27 protein-coding genes and 1 other annotated feature are annotated in these 20,303 nt (G+C 46.8%); of the genes, 25 read left to right on the forward strand and 2 right to left on the reverse strand.

Going from position 1 to position 20,303, the window contains the following annotated elements; translation table 11 throughout:
• Positions 1-5: 5 nt before the first annotated feature.
• From VP97_RS07975 to pheA, 25 genes are all read left to right on the forward strand, one after another.
• Complete coding sequence (locus tag VP97_RS07975) at positions 6-1,043, forward strand: type IV pilus twitching motility protein PilT (RefSeq protein ID WP_050181213.1); 1,038 nt, start codon at positions 6-8, stop codon at positions 1,041-1,043.
• Positions 1,044-1,047: 4 nt separating this feature from the next.
• Positions 1,048-2,262 carry a type II secretion system F family protein gene (locus VP97_RS07980; RefSeq protein WP_050181214.1) on the forward strand — a complete coding sequence of 405 codons (1,215 nt, stop codon included), beginning with the start codon at positions 1,048-1,050 and terminating at the stop codon, positions 2,260-2,262.
• Positions 2,263-2,384: 122 nt separating this feature from the next.
• Positions 2,385-2,894: a prepilin-type N-terminal cleavage/methylation domain-containing protein gene (locus VP97_RS07985; RefSeq protein WP_050181215.1), complete on the forward strand. Its 510-nt coding sequence runs from the start codon at positions 2,385-2,387 to the stop codon at positions 2,892-2,894.
• A 4-nt stretch (positions 2,895-2,898) separates the two neighbouring features.
• Positions 2,899-3,639, forward strand: coding sequence for a prepilin peptidase (locus VP97_RS07990; protein WP_050181216.1), 741 nt, complete (start codon positions 2,899-2,901; stop codon positions 3,637-3,639).
• Between the two features lie 16 nt (positions 3,640-3,655).
• Positions 3,656-4,597 carry a type IV pilus biogenesis protein PilM gene (pilM, locus tag VP97_RS07995; RefSeq protein WP_050181217.1) on the forward strand — a complete coding sequence of 314 codons (942 nt, stop codon included), beginning with the start codon at positions 3,656-3,658 and terminating at the stop codon, positions 4,595-4,597.
• A gap of 6 nt (positions 4,598-4,603) precedes the next feature.
• Positions 4,604-5,212: a hypothetical protein gene (locus VP97_RS08000; RefSeq protein ID WP_050181218.1), complete on the forward strand. Its 609-nt coding sequence runs from the start codon at positions 4,604-4,606 to the stop codon at positions 5,210-5,212.
• Positions 5,209-6,039, forward strand: a complete 831-nt coding sequence (locus VP97_RS08005) for a hypothetical protein (protein WP_050181219.1) — start codon at positions 5,209-5,211, stop codon at positions 6,037-6,039. Before VP97_RS08000 ends, VP97_RS08005 begins: the two co-directional genes overlap by 4 nt.
• Positions 6,040-6,045: 6 nt before the next feature.
• The gene (locus tag VP97_RS08010) at positions 6,046-6,465 is read left to right on the forward strand and encodes a type II secretion system protein (protein ID WP_050181220.1); all 420 of its coding nucleotides are present in this window, start codon (positions 6,046-6,048) and stop codon (positions 6,463-6,465) included.
• Positions 6,466-6,546: 81 nt separating this feature from the next.
• Positions 6,547-7,140 (forward strand): hypothetical protein, encoded by a 594-nt coding sequence (locus VP97_RS08015; protein WP_050181221.1) that lies wholly within the window; start codon positions 6,547-6,549, stop codon positions 7,138-7,140.
• A 110-nt stretch (positions 7,141-7,250) separates the two neighbouring features.
• Complete coding sequence (locus tag VP97_RS08020; RefSeq protein WP_050181222.1) at positions 7,251-7,832, forward strand: Maf family protein; 582 nt, start codon at positions 7,251-7,253, stop codon at positions 7,830-7,832.
• A gap of 20 nt (positions 7,833-7,852) precedes the next feature.
• Positions 7,853-8,560, forward strand: coding sequence for a RadC family protein (radC, locus tag VP97_RS08025; protein ID WP_050181223.1), 708 nt, complete (start codon positions 7,853-7,855; stop codon positions 8,558-8,560).
• Positions 8,561-8,696: 136 nt separating this feature from the next.
• Positions 8,697-9,707, forward strand: coding sequence for a rod shape-determining protein (locus VP97_RS08030; protein WP_050181224.1), 1,011 nt, complete (start codon positions 8,697-8,699; stop codon positions 9,705-9,707).
• Positions 9,708-9,810: 103 nt separating this feature from the next.
• Positions 9,811-10,704: a rod shape-determining protein MreC gene (mreC, locus tag VP97_RS08035; RefSeq protein WP_050181225.1), complete on the forward strand. Its 894-nt coding sequence runs from the start codon at positions 9,811-9,813 to the stop codon at positions 10,702-10,704.
• A complete protein-coding gene (gene mreD / locus VP97_RS08040) occupies positions 10,701-11,213 on the forward strand; it encodes a rod shape-determining protein MreD (RefSeq protein WP_050181226.1) in 513 nt (170 codons plus the stop codon). Before mreC ends, mreD begins: the two co-directional genes overlap by 4 nt.
• Positions 11,214-11,279: 66 nt before the next feature.
• Positions 11,280-11,957, forward strand: a complete 678-nt coding sequence (minC, locus tag VP97_RS08045) for a septum site-determining protein MinC (protein WP_050181227.1) — start codon at positions 11,280-11,282, stop codon at positions 11,955-11,957.
• Position 11,958: 1 nt separating this feature from the next.
• Positions 11,959-12,765, forward strand: a complete 807-nt coding sequence (gene minD / locus VP97_RS08050; protein ID WP_050181228.1) for a septum site-determining protein MinD — start codon at positions 11,959-11,961, stop codon at positions 12,763-12,765.
• Positions 12,766-12,838: 73 nt separating this feature from the next.
• Positions 12,839-13,276: a hypothetical protein gene (locus VP97_RS08055; protein ID WP_050181229.1), complete on the forward strand. Its 438-nt coding sequence runs from the start codon at positions 12,839-12,841 to the stop codon at positions 13,274-13,276.
• Positions 13,269-14,090: a site-2 protease family protein gene (locus tag VP97_RS08060; protein WP_050181230.1), complete on the forward strand. Its 822-nt coding sequence runs from the start codon at positions 13,269-13,271 to the stop codon at positions 14,088-14,090. Before VP97_RS08055 ends, VP97_RS08060 begins: the two co-directional genes overlap by 8 nt.
• A 47-nt stretch (positions 14,091-14,137) precedes the next feature.
• Positions 14,138-14,211: a sequence feature (ribosomal protein L21 leader region), on the forward strand.
• Positions 14,212-14,223: 12 nt separating this feature from the next.
• A complete protein-coding gene (gene rplU / locus VP97_RS08065; protein ID WP_050181231.1) occupies positions 14,224-14,532 on the forward strand; it encodes a 50S ribosomal protein L21 in 309 nt (102 codons plus the stop codon).
• A 12-nt stretch (positions 14,533-14,544) separates the two neighbouring features.
• Positions 14,545-14,877: a ribosomal-processing cysteine protease Prp gene (locus tag VP97_RS08070; protein ID WP_050181232.1), complete on the forward strand. Its 333-nt coding sequence runs from the start codon at positions 14,545-14,547 to the stop codon at positions 14,875-14,877.
• Positions 14,878-14,893: 16 nt separating this feature from the next.
• Positions 14,894-15,178, forward strand: coding sequence for a 50S ribosomal protein L27 (rpmA, locus tag VP97_RS08075; RefSeq protein WP_156153451.1), 285 nt, complete (start codon positions 14,894-14,896; stop codon positions 15,176-15,178).
• A 150-nt stretch (positions 15,179-15,328) separates the two neighbouring features.
• Positions 15,329-15,877 (forward strand): Spo0B C-terminal domain-containing protein, encoded by a 549-nt coding sequence (locus tag VP97_RS08080; RefSeq protein WP_050181234.1) that lies wholly within the window; start codon positions 15,329-15,331, stop codon positions 15,875-15,877.
• 14 nt (positions 15,878-15,891) lie between these two features.
• On the forward strand, positions 15,892-17,181 hold the full coding sequence (gene obgE / locus VP97_RS08085; RefSeq protein ID WP_050181235.1) for a GTPase ObgE: 1,290 nt from the start codon (positions 15,892-15,894) through the stop codon (positions 17,179-17,181).
• Positions 17,182-17,214: 33 nt separating this feature from the next.
• Positions 17,215-17,670 (forward strand): ACT domain-containing protein, encoded by a 456-nt coding sequence (locus tag VP97_RS08090; protein ID WP_050181236.1) that lies wholly within the window; start codon positions 17,215-17,217, stop codon positions 17,668-17,670.
• Between the two features lie 32 nt (positions 17,671-17,702).
• The gene (gene pheA, locus VP97_RS08095) at positions 17,703-18,572 is read left to right on the forward strand and encodes a prephenate dehydratase (protein ID WP_050181237.1); all 870 of its coding nucleotides are present in this window, start codon (positions 17,703-17,705) and stop codon (positions 18,570-18,572) included.
• Between the two features lie 36 nt (positions 18,573-18,608).
• On the opposite strand, the gene VP97_RS08100 is transcribed toward pheA, so the two are convergent.
• Together VP97_RS08100 and VP97_RS08105 are read right to left on the reverse strand one after the other, a co-directional pair.
• A complete protein-coding gene (locus VP97_RS08100) occupies positions 18,609-19,142 on the reverse strand; it encodes a transcription repressor NadR (protein WP_050181238.1) in 534 nt (177 codons plus the stop codon).
• 22 nt (positions 19,143-19,164) lie between these two features.
• A complete protein-coding gene (locus VP97_RS08105) occupies positions 19,165-20,268 on the reverse strand; it encodes an IscS subfamily cysteine desulfurase (RefSeq protein WP_050181239.1) in 1,104 nt (367 codons plus the stop codon).
• Positions 20,269-20,303: the final 35 nt, after the last annotated feature.

Below are 20,303 nucleotides of genomic sequence, written 5' to 3' on the forward strand. Positions count from 1 at the left end.
AAACTATGAGAGAAAAGCTTGAATTTATTTTACGTTCTGCTTTTGAATTAAAAGCGTCGGATATCCACTTAACAGTCGGTACGGCGCCGGTATTTCGCATTCACGGTGATTTAAAACGGTACGGAAAAGATCCGCTGAAGCCGGCGGACACAGAAGCAATGGCAAAAGCGATCATTCCCGAACAAATGTGGGACCTGTTTAAGGAAAAGGGCGAGCTTGATTTTTCATTCGGCTTGCCGCGTGTATCCCGGTTCCGGGTCAATGCCTACCATCAGCGCAACTGTATTGCGCTTGCGTTTCGGGTGATTGCTTCCGGTGTTCCGACACTCGAAGACCTTCATATGCCGGACATCTTAAAAAAAGTGTCAGAGCGGCCGCATGGGCTTGTGCTTGTGACGGGACCGACCGGATCTGGTAAATCAACAACGCTTGCGAGTATGATAGATTACTTGAATCGTAATACGAGAAAGCATATTATTACACTCGAAGATCCAATTGAATACCTGCACAAGCACGGGAAATGTATTATTGACCAGCGTGAGGTCGGGTACGATACCCAGACGTTTGCCAACGGTCTCCGTGCTGCGCTGCGCCAAGACCCCGACGTTATTTTAGTCGGGGAGATGCGCGACCTTGAAACGATTCAAACCGCCATCACAGCGGCGGAAACAGGACACCTTGTATTCGCGACGCTTCATACATCAAGTGCGCCGGCTACAATTGAACGGATTATTGATGTGTTTCCAGCTGAACAGCAGCCGCAGATCCGTACCCAGCTCGCAACCGTGCTGACGGCTGTTATTGCCCAGCGGCTGTTTCCGACGGCGGATTTAAAAGGCCGGCGTGCGGCACTTGAAATCATGCTGAACAATTCAGCGGTCGCCAACTTAATCCGTTCCGAAAAAGTGCATCAAATTATTAATGTGATTCAAACGTCAAAAGCACAGGGGATGCAGCTGATGGCCGACCATGCCCAGGAGCTGTTCCGTCAGGAAGTCGTCTCTAAATCGGCACTGCTTCCTTATTTAAGAGAAAGGGATTAACGGAATGGCTAAATTTGCTTACACCGGAAGAGACCGCCGCGGTCCGAAAAAAGGCACACTGACCGCCAACTCTAAAAAAGAAGCGATCGAAAAGCTGCAGTCAAACGGCATTCGGGTAAAGAACATTGAGCAAAAGCAGGTAGCGTTTTGGGAGCAGGATATTGTCATTGGCCGTCCCGTTAAGCTTGAGCATATGGTTATTTTTCTCCGTCAGTTTGCGGCGCTGCTGCAGGCGGGTGTGACAGTGGTTGATTCTGCTTTTATTCTTTCACAGCAGACCGACAGCAAGCCGCTCAAGCGGGCGCTGGCGAATATGGAAATGGAAATGCGGGAAGGCCGGCCGCTCTCGGATGCGGCTGCCAAGCAGAAAAAGATTTTTGAGCCGCTGTTTATCAATATGCTCAGAGCCGGGGAAGCAACCGGGACGCTGGATCAGACATTCAGCGATCTCGCCGTTCACTACGAGCGGCAGCACCGTACCCGGCAAAAAGTTATTTCCGCACTTGCTTATCCGGTAGTCGTCGGAATTGTCGCCGTCTTCGTGGTTATCTTTTTGCTTGTTTCCGTTGTGCCGACCTTTGTCGGTATGTTCGAAGACTTTGGCGGCGAGCTGCCAGCGATTACGCAGTTTGTTATTAACGCCAGCGAATGGATGCAGCGATTCTGGTATATGATTGCGTTTCTTGCAGCAGCAGCAGCAGGAACGATCTGGCTGTTGCGCCGGCGTCCGGAGTCTAAAATGTATATTGACTATGCTGTTTTGCGTATGCCGATTTTTGGGAATTTAATGCGAAAAGCAGTGCTTGCCCGGATGACCCGGACGCTCAGTTCCCTTTTTTCCAACTCGGTGCCGATCCTGCGTGCCATGGATATTACCGGTGAGGTAGTTGGAAATGAAGTGATTGCCGGTGTGATCCGTGAATCAAGACAGTCGCTGGAGCGCGGTGAATCGATTACCGGACCGATGCAGCGCCACTGGGCGTTTCCGCCGCTTTTACATCAAATGGTGGCAATTGGGGAAGAAACCGGGTCGCTTGATCAGATGCTATCGAAGGTTGCCGACTTTTATGAAGCGGAAGTAGAAACCGTCACAGACCGGTTAAAAGCACTGATCGAACCGCTCATGATTGTCCTGCTGGCGGCGATTGTTGGGACTATTGTCATTTCGATTATGGTGCCGATGTTTGAAATTTTTAATACCGTACAGGACAGTGGATAAATGTGCTAATCATTGAGAAAATTTTCCTACGCTGTATTGCTTTTGCTGTTAAAAGCAAGTAGAATACTAGTGTTGATACTCTAATTCCATGGTAATTGTTAAAAACGAGAGGAGAAAGAAATATGTTAAATGCACTAAAACGCCGCTTGAAAAATGAAAAAGGCTTAACATTGATCGAGCTTTTGGCGGTTGTCGTTATTTTGGGTATTATTGCTGCTATTGCGATTCCGGCTATTGGAGGGTTAATTGATAACTCTAAGAGAGATGCACATATTGCCAATGCTACACAAATGGTTAATTCAGCTAAAACATATGTTGCAAGCAATCCAGCAGACTTGGAGTTTACTAGTAATGAGGCTGCAGTCTCACTGGAAACTTTAATTAATAAAGGTATGATCGATGAGCCGGAAGATCCTGATACAGGAAAAAAAGGTGCTAGTGATGGGTATGTTCCTACAAGTTCACAAGTTAAAATTACTAGAACTCCAGCCACGGCTGCAACTACAGGGGCTAATGCAGCCGCAGCAAAGGCAGCACAGTATAAATATGAAGTTATATTGATTGGAAATGAACGCCAAATTGCTGAGACAACACTTGATGAATTAGATCGAGATGATGTAGTAACCAAGTAATAATATGATTATATTAGTTTTTCTCTACGGTCTCCTGCTCGGCTCGTTTTATAACGTCGTCGGTCTCCGGGTGCCTGTTGGAAAGTCGATTGTAAAACCGCGCAGCGCTTGTTCGCTGTGCGGCCATCAATTGACGGCGCGTGATTTGGTGCCGGTGCTGTCATACGTTTTTTTGAAAAGACGCTGCCGTAAGTGCGGTGCGAACATATCAGTAATTTACCCTTTAACAGAGCTGGCCGCAGCGCTGTTATTTTTGTATTTTTATATATTGTACGGGTTTAGTGCGCCATTTTGGATGGCGATTTTGTTGTTTTCGATGCTTTTAATTATTGTTGTATCGGATTTTGCGTATATGCTCATTCCCGATAAAATCTTGCTGTTTTTTCTGCCGCTGTTTGTGGTGATGAGAGTTATTGATCCGCTTGACCCGTGGTGGGATGCGCTGCTTGGAGCGGCGGTCGGATTCGTCCTGCTTTTACTCATTGCAGTTGTGTCCAGAGGCGGAATAGGCGGCGGAGATATCAAGCTGTTCGGCGTGCTTGGCTTTGTGCTTGGCACAAAGCTTGTGCTGCTGACGTTTTTGCTTTCCTGCTTTTTCGGTGCGGCGATTGGGCTCATTTTGATGGCGGCGGGTATTGTAAAAAGGGGAAAACCGATGCCATTTGGCCCTTATATTGCGCTGGCTGCCACTATAGCGTATACACATGGCGAGAAAATGATCAGCTGGTATCTTCAGTTTTTTTAAAAAGGAGAAAAGAAGAATGGCGCTGCGTTTATTTCAAAAAAAAGATAAAACCATCAATTTTACGATAACGGACGAAGCGATCCGTTTTGTTGAGCTGCGTCAATCCAGTCCAATTGTCGTGGAAAAGTTCGGCGAACGGGAGCTGCCAGAAGGCATCATTGTGCGTGGTGATCTTGTGAAAATCGACGAGCTGCAGGATATTTTAGATAATGTCGTAGATGAGTGGAAGCTGAAAAACCGGAATATCCGCTTTACGATTCCAGACCGGTTTGTGGCGATCAAGGAAGAAAAAGTAGACCGTGATTTAACACTGGATGAAATTAAAAACTTCTTTTTTATGCAAATCGGCTCGACCATCCACCTGCCGTTTGATGAGCCGGTCTTTGATGTAGTCGTAACCGGTTATGAAGAAAAAAAGCAGACGGTTCTTCTTGTCGCGGCGCCGGAACAAGTAGTGGAGGAGTACGTCGGCTTATTTGAGCAGTCAAGGCTGAAACCAATGGCTGCTGATATTGCGCCACTTGCCGTTTACCGGCTGTTTCATGCCGGCGGACAAACCGATGAAAATGCGCACGAGATGCTTGTTCATTTAAAACAAAACGTGATGACGCTGTCTATTTTTCACCAGCACCAGCTGAAATTTATGAAGCCGGTATTTATTGAAAAAAGTGAAGATGTGCTTGAGCTGGAGGAAGCAGGCGATTTAGCGGATGCCCTTTCCGAAATGGAAAAAGTGATCAGCTTCTATGAAAACTCTGTCCACGGCGGCCAGGTGAAAATCAGCCGGGTGTTATTTACCGGCTACCATACCCAGCGTCCGTTTGTAGAACAATTTATCAAACAGTCACTGGATATTCCGGTTGGAACAGATGAAGAAATCAGTATGGATACAAAGCAGAACCAACCGCTTCCGCCCGCTTTTTACGCAGCGGCTGGCCTTGCGCTGAAAGATGGGTGATTGAGTGTGTTAATTGATATTAATTTACTTCCGGCCAAACGGAAAAAAAGTGTGCCGTTTTGGGTCTGGCTCATGACAGGCATCGCTGTACTGGCTGCCGGACTTGCCCTTTTTGCGGCGATTCATATCAAGCAGGGTCAGGTAGAGCGGGCGGAGCAGGAGCTTGCGACCCAGCAGCAGCTGCGGGAAACGCTTGAACAGGCGGCTCTCACGACCAGTAATGCTTCCGAAACGAGTGCGGAACAGCTGCGTCAGGCGGCAGCATGGTCACAGGCAAGGCGTCTGCCGGCGTCGCCTATTTTGGAGCATCTTGTCTCACTTTTACCGGACCGCGGCTTTTTTCAGGCAATGTCTTATACAAGTGATGAAACGATGAATTTGACTATTCAATTTGACACAAGCAGGCAGGGAGCCTACTACTTGGCTCAATTGAAGGAATCGGACTGGATAGAAAGTGCCTCCATTCTTCAGATGGATACATCTGTAGATGAAACAGAAGAGGATGCTAAAAAAATTCTTGAATTGACGGATGGGCTGCCGCGTTATTTAGTGCAATATGAGATCATCTTTAACGAGCAGGCTGTACTGCAGAAGCTGGAGGAAGCGAAAAAATGAGTAAACGGACAGTATACATAGGAGTGCTTCTTTTTCTTGTTGTGCTGGCGTTTGTTTACTGTTTTTTTGCTTTTTACCGCACAGAAGCACTTAAGCTTGAAACGGTTAATCAGCAAAAGCAGGCAGAGGAAGCGCTGGTCTCAGCACTTGAAGCAAACAGCGGCGCAGCCGGGACGACAGCTCAGGGGCCGGCTGTCGCCACAGGCTCACTGCAAAACAAAGTTCCGGTTAAGCCGATGAGTGATAAGCTGATGCTTGACTTTGAAAAAGCAGAGCTGTTATCAGACAGCTTGATTACAGCGATCGTGTTTACAGAAGGGGAGGAAGAAACCCTTCCTGCACCTGAAGAAGCAGACAATGCGGACGGAACCGCAGATGCAGAGACGACAGAAAATCCGGATACAGCGACGGATGACGAAGAGGCATCCGAGGAAGAACAGAGCAATGAGTCGGAAGAAGAAAATGTTACGGATGGCACAGAAGCGGAAAGGGATGTGCAGGAGCAGCCGATTCCAGCAGAAGAACTGCCGGCGGGTATTAAAAAAATTCGCGCGCAGCTGACGATTGAATCGCCTGGTTTTGCGGAGATGAATGCATTTATTGATTCGGTTGAAAACCAGATGCGCATGATCCGAGTCGAGCAGCTGGAATTTACCGGTCCGGAAGAAGCCCAGAAAATCGAAGGCGTGACCGAGCCTGTTACATATAATTTGACGATTGCCGCTTATTATATGCCGGAGCTTACGGACCTGCTAGAAGATACGCCGGAAGTGGATGCGCCGGACCCAGCCAATAAACAAGATCCGTTTGCGGTTGTGGAAAAGTAACCGGATATGAAGAAAAATGAAAAAGGCTACACTCTAATAGAACTGCTTGCCGTCGTCTTGATTCTCGGGATCATTTCGGCGGTTGCGGTCGTCGGCATCGGCCGCTTGATCGAGCAGTCTAAAGAAAGGGCCTTTGTGGCGCAGGCTCTCCACTTAAAAGAAGCAGCGGTATTGTTCGTGACAAATGAACGGGTCGAACGGCCGGATACCCTGCCTGGAAGCGTCACCTACAAAGAGCTGTACGAAAAAGGGTTTGTTGAAAAAATGAGGGATCCATTTACAGACAGCGTATTGGATCCGGATAAGAATGGAACGTATATCGGTATTCACTTAAATGGATCTATTCGTAATGTTTGCTTGCACGGAGAAGAAAAACAGCTTTGTCCGGATACGCTGGCAGATTTGGAAGAAAAAAATATAAAATAAAGGAAAGAACAAAGCGCCCGCCGCGCTTTGTTCTTTTTTAATAGATTCATCGTATATATAAAACAATGAGGAGGGATAAACATGGACGAGCCGGATTGGACGCGACGGGATGGAGAGGTACTGATTTGGCAGATGCCGGGTGAAGAAACGGCGCTGCCGAAGCCGAAAAAAAAGCCTGCTCTAAAAGCAGGTGCTGGCATTGTGATTGTTCTCGCTGCGCTTGTAACAGGCAGTGTTTTTGGATTGCTGATGATGAGTGCGGTTCCGGAGCAGCAGCCGGCAAAAGAAGCCCAGGCGGCAAGTGCAGTGCCTGAGAAAACGGCTGCACCCATGGAGGAGACGGATCAAAAAGAAACAGCTCCTGCCCAAAAAACCGTTTCCTTTTTTGTGTTACAGGGAGGGCTTTTCTCCACTAAAACGGCAGCGGATGAAGCGGCTTCTGCTTCAAAGGAACAGGCGGCAGTTCTTTCATCAGACGATCAATACAGTATGATTTACGGTATTTATTTCACCAAATCAGAAGCGGATGAAGCAGAGCGGCAACTAGAAGCAGGCGGTACAGCCGCTTACGTAAAAGAAACCGAAACAACGGTGTCAGACGAGGAGGAAGCAGCCTTGAGAAAAGCAGCACAAGATCAGCAGCTGGAAGAAGCTGTGTCTATAATTTCACCGTAGCCCGCCCCTAACCGGCGGGTTTTTATTGTTTCGCTTCACGTTGTTTGATATGATAAACGCGTAACTCCCAATTGCTCTTTATATCCATTTTAAAGGAAAGGTGATCCTCTTTGACCCGCATTATTCTGGCTTCATCATCACCCCGCAGAAAAGAATTGCTTTCTCAAGCGAACGTTCCTTTTACCGTTTATGCTGCTGACACAGATGAAACGATCGCACCTGGCACCCACCCGGCTCAAGCAGTCGAACAGCTTGCCCTGGAAAAAGCAGAAGCTGTTTTTGCCAAATATCCGGACAGGGCCGTAATAGGCGCAGATACCGTTGTTTCAATCGATGGCCGTATTCTTGGCAAGCCGGCAACCGAGCAGGAAGCAATGGAGATGCTTTCGAGTCTTTCCGGCCGCACACATGCTGTTTATACAGGCGTAGCTATTTTATCGAAGGATGAAAAAGTACTATTTCACGAAAAAACCGATGTTGAATTTTGGGAACTAACACGAGCGGAGATCGAGGCCTATATCAAGACCGGTGATCCGTTTGACAAAGCAGGCAGCTACGGTATTCAAACGGCCGGTGCGCTTTTTGTTCAAGCCATTCACGGAGACTACTATAATGTAGTGGGGCTGCCGATTGCGGCGCTTTACCGCCGCTTACAAAAAATGCGTCTGCTTGAAAGCCATTCGTCCCGCTGAACAAGGAAGGGGAAAATCGAATGAAACAAAACGACACCACTTTGCCTCAGCCATTGATGATTCGAGATGTACCGCCTCATGACCGCCCGCGTGAAAGAATGATGGCGAGCGGTCCTCATAGCCTGTCCAACCACGAACTCCTCGCCATTTTACTTCGTACCGGTTCAAAGGAAGAATCGGTCCTGCAATTGTCCAACCGCATTTTAACCCATTTTGAAGGCCTTCGACTGCTGAAGGATGCGTCCCTCGAGGAAATCACCTCTATAAAAGGGGTAGGAAGTGCCAAGGCCATTCAGCTTATGGCGGCAGTTGAAATCGGCCGCCGTATCGAACGATTAAAATACGATGACCGCTTTACAATCCGCTCGCCGGAAGATGCCGCTAATTATATGATGGAAGAAATGCGCTTCTTAAGCCAGGAGCATTTTGTCGCACTTTATTTAAATACAAAAAATCAGGTGATGCACAAACAAACGCTGTTTATTGGCAGTTTAAATGCCTCGATTGTACACCCGAGGGAAGTATTTAAAGAAGCATTCCGCCGCTCAGCTGCTTCTATTGTATGCCTCCATAATCACCCGTCTGGTGACCCGGCGCCAAGCCGTGAAGACATCGATGTAACGAAACGTCTGGTGGAGTGCGGAAAAATATTAGGTATTGATATCCTCGACCATTTGATTATTGGTGAAAAGAAATATGTTAGTTTGAAAGAAAAAGGTTATTTATAACGCTATGCTTTTTTTTTTCGTTCCGTTATAATATAAGTTATGGTTTTTGAGAAGCTTTTCACACATTTTTAAACAGCCATCACTAGTGAAATGATCACGATAAAAAGGGTCTATTGAGGAAAGGGAGATACACTACATGTTTGGAATTGGGAGCCGTGACCTGGGCATTGACCTTGGAACAGCGAATACACTTGTTTATGCAAAAGGAAAAGGTGTTATTGTACGTGAGCCATCTGTTGTGGCATTGCAGACAGATACAAAGCAAATTGTAGCAGTCGGAAATGATGCGCGTAACATGATTGGCCGGACGCCGGGCAATATTATTGCGACTCGTCCGATGAAAGACGGTGTAATCGCCGACTACGAAACAACAGCCACCATGATCAAGTATTACATTAAGCAGGCGACAAAAGGTACGACTGGTTTTCTGTCAAGCAAGCCATATGTAATGGTTTGTGTGCCATCTGGCATTACAGCGGTTGAGCGCCGTGCTGTTATTGATGCAACACGTCAGGCGGGAGCACGTGATGCATACCCGATTGAAGAACCGTTTGCAGCTGCCATTGGAGCCAATCTTCCCGTATGGGAGCCAACAGGAAGCATGGTCGTCGATATCGGCGGCGGTACGACAGAAGTTGCGATTATTTCACTCGGCGGTATCGTGACAAGCGAATCACTTCGGGTTGCCGGTGATGAAATGGATGATGCGATTATTGCGTATATCCGCAAGCAGTATAACCTGCTGATCGGGGACCGGACAGCAGAAATGATTAAAATGGAGATCGGGTCAGCTGGAGATGCGGAAGGCATTCCAAATCTGGAAATTCGCGGACGCGACTTGTTGACAGGACTTCCGAAAACGATTGAAATTACAGCGCAGGAAATAGCGGATGCGCTAAAAGACACAGTTTATGCTATCGTCGATACGGTAAAAGGTACATTGGAAAAAACACCTCCAGAACTCGCGGCTGATATTATGGATCGCGGTATTGTCCTCACAGGCGGCGGTGCACTGCTGCGTAATCTGGACAAGGTCATCAGCCAGGAAACAAATATGCCTGTTATTATCGCTGAAAACCCGCTTGACTGCGTAGCAGTCGGGACAGGCCTTGCACTGGATCATATTCATTTATTTAAAAACAAATAAGAAACGATGATGAGGCCGGTTCTCCGCGCGTCCTGACCGGTTTTCCGGTGCGCGTTGAACCAGCCTCACCGTTTTGAATGCTTAGAAAACTGAGGTGGAATTCATGCCGCACTTTTTAACAAACAAGCGGTTGATCATATTGCTCGGCAGCATTATTCTTCTTGTCGCCATGATTGGCTTTTCCATGCGAGACCGGGAGAACATCACATGGCCGGAAAAATTTGTTAAAGACGTAACGGGTTTCGGGCAAAATATTTTGTCGAAACCAGCTGGTGCCGTGGAGTCTTTTTTCGACAATGTAGGCAGACTGCGTCATACATATGAAGAAAATGAAAAGCTTCGCACTCATTTAGAAGAGCTTGCGCAGCTCGAGAGCGATGTGGCTCGTCTTGAAAAAGATAACGCGGAACTCCGCAAAGTGCTTGAAAAAGAAGAAAGCCTGGCAGACTATGAGCCCGTCCAGGCAACCGTAATTGCACGAAATCCTGACCGATGGTATGAGCTGATTACCATTGACCAGGGAGAGTCAAATGGCATTGAGCCGGATATGGCTGTTATGACGGCCAGCGGATTAGTCGGAAAAGTGCAAAGTACGTCGAAATTCACATCTACTGTGCAGCTTTTGTCAGCTCATGATTCAAACAATCGTGTGTCAGCCCTTGTTCAAGGAGACAAAACGGTTTACGGACTGATCGAAGGATATGACGAAGAAAAACAAATGCTCCGACTAACAAAGATTCCATCCGATTCTAAAGTAAAAAAAGGACAAGCTGTGACGACATCGGGTCTTGGTGGCGTTTTTCCGAAAGGACTTGTAATTGGAGAAGTGTCAGAGCTTGTTCCGGATGAATTTGGCCTGACGCAGACCGCTCTTGTCAAACCTGCCGCAAGCTTCTATGATCTTGAGCATGTGATGGTGTCCAAGCGTGAAATGACGAAAGTACTGCCCGAAGAAGAAGACCGCCAGCAGGTAGTGGTTGAGGAGGAAGGAATGTGAAAAAAGCGCTCCTTCCTCTTTTAATGGCCGTTCTGTTTTACAGTGATAGTGTGTTTATGATCTTTTTTTCAGAGCAGGCCTTTGATGGGGATTATATCCCGGCTCCACGATTTTTTATTATTGGTCTCCTGTTTATGTCTGTTTTTTTTGACCGGAATACAGCGATAAAATATGGCTTTTTCTTCGGCTTTTTATTTGATATGTTTTATACAGGGCTTCTTGGTGCCTATTTCTTTTTCCTGCCGCTTATCGTGTACATAACATCCATGCTGACGAAATGGCTTCATAGTACGCTGCCTGTTTTTTTCGTTATTGTCTTGTTTGATATCGCTCTGCTTGAATTAGTGATGTACGGATTGAACGTTCTCGTACAGCGGACAACCTTTTCATTTGAGCAGTTCACCTACATGCGGCTGCTGGCAACGCTTGTGCTGAATGGTCTTTTCTACATCCTGCTGGCCATACCGCTTCGAGGTGCTTTTTTGAAATTAAAAAAAGTGTTCGATTAAGAGAGAAAAAAGGAATATCGGATAGCGCTGTCGAATATTGAGACGTACAGAGGTGGGATACATTCAATGAAACAAAGTCAAAACGTCGTCATTAAAGGGACGAAAGACGGCCTGACTCTTCAGTTAAGTGATAAATGTTCCTATAATGAATTAATAGCAGAATTAACCGAAAAATTAGATGCCGTTACAAAAGAAGGCGAAAATGCACTTATTACGGTTACGGTCCAAACCGGAAACCGATATATGACTGAAGAAGAAAAAGAAGAGCTGCGCCAGCTGATCAGGCAGCGTCGTCATTTAGTTGTCGAAGACATCAAGTCCAACGTGCTGACAATTGATGAGGCTGTGCAGTGGAAAGAAGAAAATGAAATTGTTTCATATACAGGCCGTATCCGCTCTGGCCAGGTGCTTGAAGTACCGGGAGATCTGCTGCTGATTGGAGATGTAAATCCCGGCGGAACAGTGATGGCCGGTGGAAGTATTTTTATCATGGGAGCGCTGAAGGGTATGGCGCATGCAGGCTGCTATGGAAATGATGAAGCGGTCATTGCTGCCGGAAAAATGATGCCGTCCCAACTGCGGATCAGTAATCATTTAACCCGTTCGCCTGACCGTTATGATGAAGAAGAAATAACCGAATCAGAATGTGCATTCATTAATGAAGCACAACAACTGGTCATTGATCGGCTGCAAGTATTAAAGTATTTGCGTCCGGATTTATCGACGTTTAAAGGGGGCTTTTGAAGTGGGGGAAGCAATTGTCATAACTTCTGGAAAAGGCGGAGTCGGCAAAACAACAACAACCGCCAATCTCGGTACAGCGCTTGCGCTGCAAGAGAAAAAAGTATGTCTCGTTGACACAGATATTGGTCTTCGTAACCTGGATGTGGTCATGGGGCTTGAAAATCGGATTATTTATGACCTTGTTGATGTAGTGGAAGAGCGGTGCAAAACACATCAGGCTCTTGTAAAAGACAAGCGTTTTAATGATCTCCTCTATTTGCTGCCGGCCGCCCAAACGACCGATAAGTCTGCTGTTACGCCTGAGCAAATGAAGAAATTAGTGGACGAATTAAAACAAGATTATGATTATATTTTAATTGATTGTCCGGCTGGAATCGAGCAGGGATATAAAAATGCTGTAGCCGGTGCAGACCGTGCGATTGTCGTTACAACACCGGAAAAGTCATCCGTTCGCGATGCAGACCGGGTAATCGGTCTTTTAGAAAAAGAAGAAGGGATGGCTCCGCCCAAGCTTGTGGTGAACCGTATTCGTAACCATATGGTAAAAGAAGGGGACATGCTGGATGTGGATGAAGTAGCTGCACATTTGTCAATCGAGCTGATCGGCATTGTAGCTGATGACGACGAAGTTATTAAATCATCGCACAACGGGGAGCCGGTTGCGCACAATCCAAACAACCGTGCCTCGATCGCTTACCGGAATATTGCCCGCCGTATACTTGGTGAATCTGTTCCGCTTCAGCCGCTGGAGCAGGAAAAAGATACGTTTTTTACAAAATTCAAACGATTTATCGGTATGGGCCGGTAAAAAAAACCGCTTTTTTAAAAAGCGGTTTTTTTTCTTTGAACGGCATATACATAAGCAGGCAGGAGGGATTCCTATGATCAAGAAAGTCCTCGGTTCTGTTTGCTTGTTTGCGGTAGTTTATGTGAATCAGCATACTTCGGTCGTACAAAATATGTTCACCCATGATTTTTCATTTGCTGCTTTTTCAGCCGCCTATGAAAAGCGATTCGGCCCCTTGCTGCCGTCTGTGCAGCAAACAAACGACAGGCAAACCTTTGTTGCCAGCACAAATAACCTGCTTGCTGCAGAGCAGGACGGTGTGGTAGTGCGGATTGGCACTGAACATATCATCATCCAGCAGGAAGACGGCTCGGAAATGGAAGTGAAGGGGCTGAAGCCTCATTCCTATCGGCTTTTTGAACGAATCAAACAAGGGGAGCCAGTTGGTGCTGCTGCCGGAAGTTCGATTGAATTGATTGAGCGGAAAAACGGCCAGATTCTTTCCTCTAGAAAAGTGGATGTGGATGAGTAAGATTACGGTTCACCCGCTCACCTGGATATTTGGCGCTGCCGCTGCGGCAACGGGTCTTTTTTTAGAAGCAATTTGTGTTGCACTGATTTTATTCATACATGAACTCGGGCATGCCGCCGCCGCAAGGGCAGCAGGCTGGCGTATTGTAAAAATAGAGCTGCTCCCGTTCGGCGGAAAGCTTGAAACGGACGAGCATGCCGGCCGGCCGCTTGTAGAAGAATGGCTTGTTGTAGTATCTGGCCCTTTCATGCATGTACCCATGTTTATAGCCGGCGTGCTGCTGCACAAAGCGGGCTGGCTGGATGCTCATTTAGCTGACCTGCTGTTTCAATTAAATGCTTTTATTTTTTTGTTTAATTTGCTTCCGGTGCTTCCGCTTGACGGTGGCAAGATGGTTCAGCTTCTCCTGTGTGCACTTCAGCCGTACTATAAAGCGTACAAGCAATCAATCTTTTTTTCCTTTGCGGCCCTTTCTGTAATCCTGGCTGCAGCGGCTGTGCTGCTCCCTTTTTATGCACAACTCCTTTTAACTGCTTCTTATATTGCCGTTCAGCTTCTTGTGATGTGGAAAGAAAAAGAGGTCATGTTTATCCGGTTTTTAACAGCGCGCTACTATGATCCGGTTTCCCTGCGTCTCTACTGCCTTCCAGTGCTGAAATCCGATCGTCTTCTCCTTACAGTAAGGAGGTTTAAACGAAATCGGACCCATACTCTTCAGGTGAAAAACGGCAGGAATATGACAGAAGAGCAGCTTCTTCAATCCTTTTTCGGTGGAAAAAAATACATCCGGGAAGTCGATGAAAATATGGATTGACACACCTTTTAAAAGATGATAGAATTCATATGTTATTGTTTGTAGCACCCGTGCTACAACCGCACACAGCAGGTTTAAGCATCTACGGATCACCTGTCAGGTGGCGAGTCTGAGTAAACAGGGAGGTGCAGAAATGTACGCAATTATTGAAACAGGCGGCAAGCAGGTTAAAGTTGAAGAAGGTCAAGCAATCTACATCGAAAAATTGAACGCACAAGACGGTGACTCTGTCACGTTTGATAAAGTTCTTTTCGTTGGTGGTGACGACGTGAAAGTCGGCAGCCCAGTCGTAGAAGGCGCAACTGTAACGGCGAAGGTTGAAAAGCAAGGACGCGCGAAGAAAATCATCGTTTTCAAATATAAAGCGAAGAAAAACTACCGCAAAAAGCAAGGACACCGTCAGCCTTACACGAAAGTAGTCATTGAAAAAATCAACGCATAAGGCGATGATCCAATGATTTATGTTGATGTAAACAAAGACGAGTCGGGACTGATTCAGTCGTTTACAATGAAGGGACATGCCGGCTTTGATGAAAAAGGCAAGGATCTTGTTTGTGCGGGTGCATCGGCTGTTTCGTTTGGTGCTATCAACGCAGTAGAAGCACTTACCGGCGTTACTCCTCATATTGAACTGGGGGAAGATGGCGGCTTGCTTTACTGCCAGGTGCCGGATGGACTGCCTGAAGACAAGCGCAGCCAGATTCAGCTTTTGCTCGAAGCGATGGTTGTATCTCTTCAAACGATTGAAGAAGGACACGGACAGTATATTCAAATAAACTTCCTATAGGAGGTGAAAACACATGTTGTTGAAATTGGATCTTCAATTTTTCGCATCCAAAAAAGGGGTAGGTTCTACAAAGAACGGACGTGACTCTGAGTCAAAACGCCTTGGCGCTAAACGTGCTGATGGCCAGTTCGTTACAGGTGGTTCTATTCTTTACCGTCAACGCGGTACAAAAGTTCACCCGGGTGAAAATGTTGGCCGTGGCGGCGATGATACATTGTTTGCGAAAACAGACGGTATCGTTCGTTTCGAGCGCGTTGGACGCGATCGTAAAAAAGTAAGTGTTTATCCTGCTGCTCAATAAGCGGATGAATGAATGGAGGCGTTCTGAAAGTCAACCTTTCGGAGCGCCTCTCTTTTTTTGTATACAGCTCTGTATGTTTTCCCGTTCAATTGGGACATTTTTCTGCTATACTGAAAAAGAATGTTTGAACGTTTGGAAGGAGCGGGAGGTGTGATCAGCCAGATGGAAAATGAAAAATGGACGTTGTTGAATACGCTCCGTCATGCGCGTCATGACTGGATGAACGATATACAGATTGTCAAAGGGTATCTATCTCTCAATAAAATCGATGCCGCAGCCCGAGCAGCAGATCATATCATTTTAAAAGCTGTACAGGAGTCAAGGCTGTGTAATCTTGGCATGCCGGGGATGGCGGAGCTGTTTATAACGTTTAACTGGTCACAGCATCTATTCCGCCTTGAATATGAACTTGATGAACCCATTACATCCGGTCAGGCGGATGACCAAACAGTATACAGCTTCTTTAATCGGTTGTTTGCGCTTCTAGAACAGCATGTAGAAGAATTTAACGAGCATGAGTTATTTGTGCGTTTTTTCGAAAAACAGGAGTCTCTTGTGGCAAGAATAGAATGGATAGGAAAAGTATCCAACCGCTCACAGCTGTTAAACAAAATAGAGGAAATTCCGGGTGACCTGCAGTTTAAAAGTACTGTGTGGGAAACGGATTCCGGGGATATACTAATGGAAGTGACATTTTAGGAGGAACAGACAAGATGTTTGTAGATCAGGTTAAAATATATGTTAAAGGCGGCGACGGCGGAAATGGTATGGTGGCATTCCGCCGCGAAAAATACGTACCAAATGGCGGACCTGCAGGCGGTGACGGCGGAAACGGTGCAAACGTTGTATTTGAAGTGGAAGAAGGTCTCCGCACACTAATGGATTTCCGTTACCAGCGCCATTTTAAAGCACCGCGCGGCGAGCACGGAATGAGCAAGAATATGCACGGCCGTAATTCAAAAGATATGATTATCAAAGTCCCGCCGGGTACAGTCGTTACAGACGATGAGACAGGTGTGGTCATTGCAGACTTGGTCGAACACGGACAGCAGGCGATTATTGCCCACGGTGGGCGCGGTGGACGCGGAAACAGCCGTTTTGCAACACCGGCTAACCCGGCACCCGAGATTTCTGAAAATGGAGAGCCGGGCATTGAACGCAACGTGACCCTGGAGTTAAAGCTTTTGGCAGATGTTGGGCTTGTTGGCTTCCCAAGTGTAGGAAAATCAACACTTCTTTCAGTTGTTACGGCGGCTAAACCAAAAATTGCCGCGTATCATTTTACTACGCTCGTTCCAAATCTGGGCATGGTGGAAACAGAAGACGGCCGCAGTTTTGTCATGGCAGATTTACCGGGATTGATTGAAGGAGCTCATGAAGGAACCGGACTTGGTCACCAGTTCCTGCGCCATATCGAGCGGACACGGGTGATTGTCCACGTGCTTGATATGTCTGCCATGGAAGGTCGCGATCCGTACGAGGATTATGTAACGATCAACAACGAATTAAAGGAATACAATCTTCGGCTGACAGAACGTCCAGAAATTATTGTAGCCAATAAAATGGATATGCCGGATGCAGAAGAAAATTTAAAAGAGTTCAAAGAAAAAGTAGGGACTGACGCGGTTATTTTCCCAATTTCTGCGCTGACACGCAGCGGCCTGCGCGACTTGTTATTTGCGATTGCCGATAAAGTGGAAGAAACACCGGAATTCCCTCTTGAATACGAAGAAGAAGATTTATCAGTGAACCGGGTCATGTACCGTCATGAAAAACAGGCTGCTGAGTTTGTGATTACACGCGGACCGGATGGCGCCTTTGAGCTGACAGGAAGCAAGATTGAAAAGCTATTTAAAATGACGGACTTTACGCGTGAAGCTTCTGTTCGCCGCTTTGCCCGCCAGCTGCGCTCCATGGGTGTAGATGACGAGCTTCGTGAGCGCGGTGCACAGAACGGCGATATTGTTCGCCTGCTTGATTACGAATTTGAATTTGTCGAATAAGAGCTGCAGCCGGCGGTTTTGAGGGGGAGCGACATGGGGAAGAAAGAGCAGAATGAAAAATTTTATCTTGTCCGCGAAGACGTACTTCCGGAAGCGATGAAAAAAACGCTTGATGCAAAAGAATTAATCGAACGGAAACGAGCTGACTCTGTGTGGGATGCGGTTCAGCAGGTCGACTTGAGTCGCAGTGCTTTTTATAAGTATCGCGATACAGTGTTTCCGTTCCACACCGTTGTTAAAGAGCGAATCATTACTTTATTTTTTCACTTGGAAGACCGGTCCGGTACCTTGTCAGAACTGCTGGCCGTTGTCGCGAGCTGCGGCGGAAACGTCTTAACGATTCATCAGACGATTCCGCTGCAGGGACGCGCAAACGTAACATTGTCCTTGAACGTAACCGGTATGATTACCGGGCTGGACGAGCTGTTGTCCCAATTGAAAAAATTGGAGTTTGTCGATACAGTAGAAGTGCTCGGTTCGGGCGCTTAACTTGTTTGAAGAGAAGACTGGAGTGAACTGTTTTGAGGAAAATTGCTTTTTTAGGTCCTGCGGCCACGTTTACTGATATTGCGGTATCAGAAGCATTCCCGAGTGATGAGCGTATTCCATGCGTAACGATTCCAGAATGTATGGACTATGTAATCGAAGGAAAAGCGGATTTGGCTGTTGTACCAATTGAAAATGCCCTGGAGGGAACGGTCAATATGACCATTGACCATTTGTTTCATGAAGCAGATTTAACGATTGTGGGTGAATTAACGGCGCCGATTCAGCAGCATCTGCTCGTTCATCCGGATAATGCGCCTAAGTGGACAGACGCAAAAAGAATTTTGTCGCATCCACACGCGATTGCACAATGCCATAAATTTTTGCATCGTCAATTTTATGGAATCCCATCCCAGCAAATGACTTCTACTGCGGCGGCAGCAAAATACGTAAGTGAACATCCCGAAGAATGTATCGCAGCGATTGCGAACTCGCTTTCAGCACAGGAGTACAATTTGTTTACGGCGCAGGCAGACATTCATGATTTTTCATTTAACCATACACGGTTTCTCGTTTTATCTAAAACACATGAAGAGCTCTCGTTTCCGCTTCCGCAAACTGGCGGTAAAACAACGATCGTTGTAACACTTCCGACCGACCATCCAGGTACGCTTCATCAAGTATTAGCCACGTTTGCCTGGCGAAATCTGAACCTTGCGAAAATTGAGTCTCGTCCGCTTAAAACAGGTTTGGGCAATTATTTTTTCATTATTGATGTTGCCCAGCGTATTGACGACGTACTAGTGCCAGGTGCCTTTGCCGAGATGGAAGCACTCGGTTGTAAGGTGCAGGTGCTTGGAAGTTATTACGGGTATGAAGTGGGACAAGCCACAGAAAAAGCATAAAAAAGAAGCTCGTTTCAAAACGGGCTTCTTTTTATTTTATTGAAGCAAAAAACCAGCTTCCCACAAAGCCTTTTCTGCTTCATCAAGCACCGCGGCTTCTTTGGCGGACAATGTATGCAAGTGGACACCTTCCGTTAATTCAGATAAATAGGCAGCACCTGTTTGACTGATTTTGTCCAAAAACTGCAAGGCTTCTTTTCGGTTTGATACCATAATGGATGCGGTTAAATCACCGTAAACAGGATGTTCAATTTTAACGTCTTTAACAAGAACACCAAGGTCAACAAGGAGAAGAAGCTCTTCTTTTGTTTGACCGGGCGGGTGCGAGCAGGCAACGACCCGTTCCACTTGACCGCTCCCGGGTGCATCCATATATACATACCCCTGGCTTGTTGCCATAATTGGAATGCCGCGGGCTTTAAGCAGCGTAATATCTCCGACCACAACCTGACGGCTCACCTGCGCCCGTTCGGCCAGTTCACTCCCGGTCAGTGGGCTTTCGCTTGTTTGAAGCCAGTTCAAAATCTGCTCACGCCGATTTTCACCGATCAGTTTCCTTTTATCTGTCATGATACAATCCCTCCACCGGTAATCATAGCATAACCGCTTGTTTTGCAACATGAATAAGTGCCTGTCCAAGCTGTCGGACTTCCTCTTCTGTCGTCTCGGAGCCAAATGAAATACGGAAAAACTGCCTTGCTTCTTCCATGGACATCCCCATCGCAAGTGCTGCTTTCATCCCTGACGCAGAAGAGGCATCACAAGCACTCCCGGTTGAGATGAATATATTCCGGGCATTCAAAGCCAGCATCACCAGCTGTCCTTCCACGCCGGGAATACACATACCAATTACACCCGGGTACTGCTTGCTGTCTGGTCCTTCAATCCACCGAATCGAAGAGCCCTTTAGCTCCTGTTTCAGCAGACGACGCAGGGAGGAAAGCTTCTCAAGGGATAAATTCGTTTGGGCGGCTTCTGCAAAAGCCGCAGCAGCCGGTGTATTCACTGTACCGCCGCGGACACCTTTTTCATGCGTTAAACCGGGAAACACAGGCTTTAATGCATGAAACGGAGATAGATAAATGGCTCCGCAGCCTTTTGGGCCGCCGACTTTGTGAGCCGAAAAAGTCATGGCGTCCGCGCGGATGGAATGAAGAGGCATTTTGCCAAACGATTGAACACAGTCTGTATGAAAAAAAACCCCTCGCTTGTTTGCTTCCGCAGCCAGTTTTTCCACCGGCTGAATTGTACCGATTTCCGGGTTAATATGCTGAATGGAAACGAGCCCGGTTTGAGGGGTAATCGCTGTTATTACCGCTTCTACAGCAATAATCCCTTCACTAGTCATTGGCAGCTTCGTCACAGAAAATCCTTCTGATTGCAAAACGGACATCGCAGAATGCACAGATGTATGCTCTGCCATGGATGTAATGATATGTTTTTTTCCGCTGCTTCGTGCTAAGGAAAGAATCGCCAGCAAATTCCCTTCCGTTCCGCTGCCTGTAAAGTAAATTCCCTCCTTTTGTACACCGGCCCGCCCGGCAATTAGAGCCCGGCTTTGCTCAAGCAGGAGGGAAGCGCGTGTTCCTTCATCATGTGGACTGGAACTGTTGCCCCAAAAACGACTGGCTGCTTCTATATATATATCGAGTGCTTCCTTTTTCATTGGAGACGTCGCTGCATAATCAAAATACATTCTTATCCCTGCTTTCTACACAGTAAAATTAAAGC

Origin of the sequence: Domibacillus robiginosus (assembly GCF_000966195.1) — a bacterium.
In the GTDB taxonomy this organism is placed as follows: domain Bacteria; phylum Bacillota; class Bacilli; order Bacillales; family Domibacillaceae; genus Domibacillus; species Domibacillus robiginosus.

Excerpts from the sequence above, each read along its gene's own strand:
- mreC (WP_050181225.1), top strand. The coding sequence starts at position 9,811 with ATGCCGCACTTTTTAACAAACAAGCGGTTGATCATATTGCTCGGCAGC.
- VP97_RS08010 (WP_050181220.1), top strand. The coding sequence starts at position 6,046 with ATGAAGAAAAATGAAAAAGGCTACACTCTAATAGAACTGCTTGCCGTC.
- pilM (WP_050181217.1), top strand. The coding sequence starts at position 3,656 with ATGGCGCTGCGTTTATTTCAAAAAAAAGATAAAACCATCAATTTTACG.
- VP97_RS08030 (WP_050181224.1), top strand. The coding sequence starts at position 8,697 with ATGTTTGGAATTGGGAGCCGTGACCTGGGCATTGACCTTGGAACAGCG.
- obgE (WP_050181235.1), top strand. The coding sequence starts at position 15,892 with ATGTTTGTAGATCAGGTTAAAATATATGTTAAAGGCGGCGACGGCGGA.
- VP97_RS07980 (WP_050181214.1), top strand. The coding sequence starts at position 1,048 with ATGGCTAAATTTGCTTACACCGGAAGAGACCGCCGCGGTCCGAAAAAA.
- VP97_RS07985 (WP_050181215.1), top strand. The coding sequence starts at position 2,385 with ATGTTAAATGCACTAAAACGCCGCTTGAAAAATGAAAAAGGCTTAACA.
- VP97_RS07990 (WP_050181216.1), top strand. The coding sequence starts at position 2,899 with ATGATTATATTAGTTTTTCTCTACGGTCTCCTGCTCGGCTCGTTTTAT.
- VP97_RS07975 (WP_050181213.1), top strand. The coding sequence starts at position 6 with ATGAGAGAAAAGCTTGAATTTATTTTACGTTCTGCTTTTGAATTAAAA.
- VP97_RS08060 (WP_050181230.1), top strand. The coding sequence starts at position 13,269 with ATGAGTAAGATTACGGTTCACCCGCTCACCTGGATATTTGGCGCTGCC.
- VP97_RS08005 (WP_050181219.1), top strand. The coding sequence starts at position 5,209 with ATGAGTAAACGGACAGTATACATAGGAGTGCTTCTTTTTCTTGTTGTG.
- rplU (WP_050181231.1), top strand. The coding sequence starts at position 14,224 with ATGTACGCAATTATTGAAACAGGCGGCAAGCAGGTTAAAGTTGAAGAA.
- minC (WP_050181227.1), top strand. The coding sequence starts at position 11,280 with ATGAAACAAAGTCAAAACGTCGTCATTAAAGGGACGAAAGACGGCCTG.
- VP97_RS08015 (WP_050181221.1), top strand. The coding sequence starts at position 6,547 with ATGGACGAGCCGGATTGGACGCGACGGGATGGAGAGGTACTGATTTGG.
- VP97_RS08100 (WP_050181238.1), bottom strand. The coding sequence starts at position 19,142 with ATGACAGATAAAAGGAAACTGATCGGTGAAAATCGGCGTGAGCAGATT.
- VP97_RS08105 (WP_050181239.1), bottom strand. The coding sequence starts at position 20,268 with ATGTATTTTGATTATGCAGCGACGTCTCCAATGAAAAAGGAAGCACTC.
- VP97_RS08070 (WP_050181232.1), top strand. The coding sequence starts at position 14,545 with ATGATTTATGTTGATGTAAACAAAGACGAGTCGGGACTGATTCAGTCG.
- VP97_RS08055 (WP_050181229.1), top strand. The coding sequence starts at position 12,839 with ATGATCAAGAAAGTCCTCGGTTCTGTTTGCTTGTTTGCGGTAGTTTAT.
- radC (WP_050181223.1), top strand. The coding sequence starts at position 7,853 with ATGAAACAAAACGACACCACTTTGCCTCAGCCATTGATGATTCGAGAT.
- VP97_RS08090 (WP_050181236.1), top strand. The coding sequence starts at position 17,215 with ATGGGGAAGAAAGAGCAGAATGAAAAATTTTATCTTGTCCGCGAAGAC.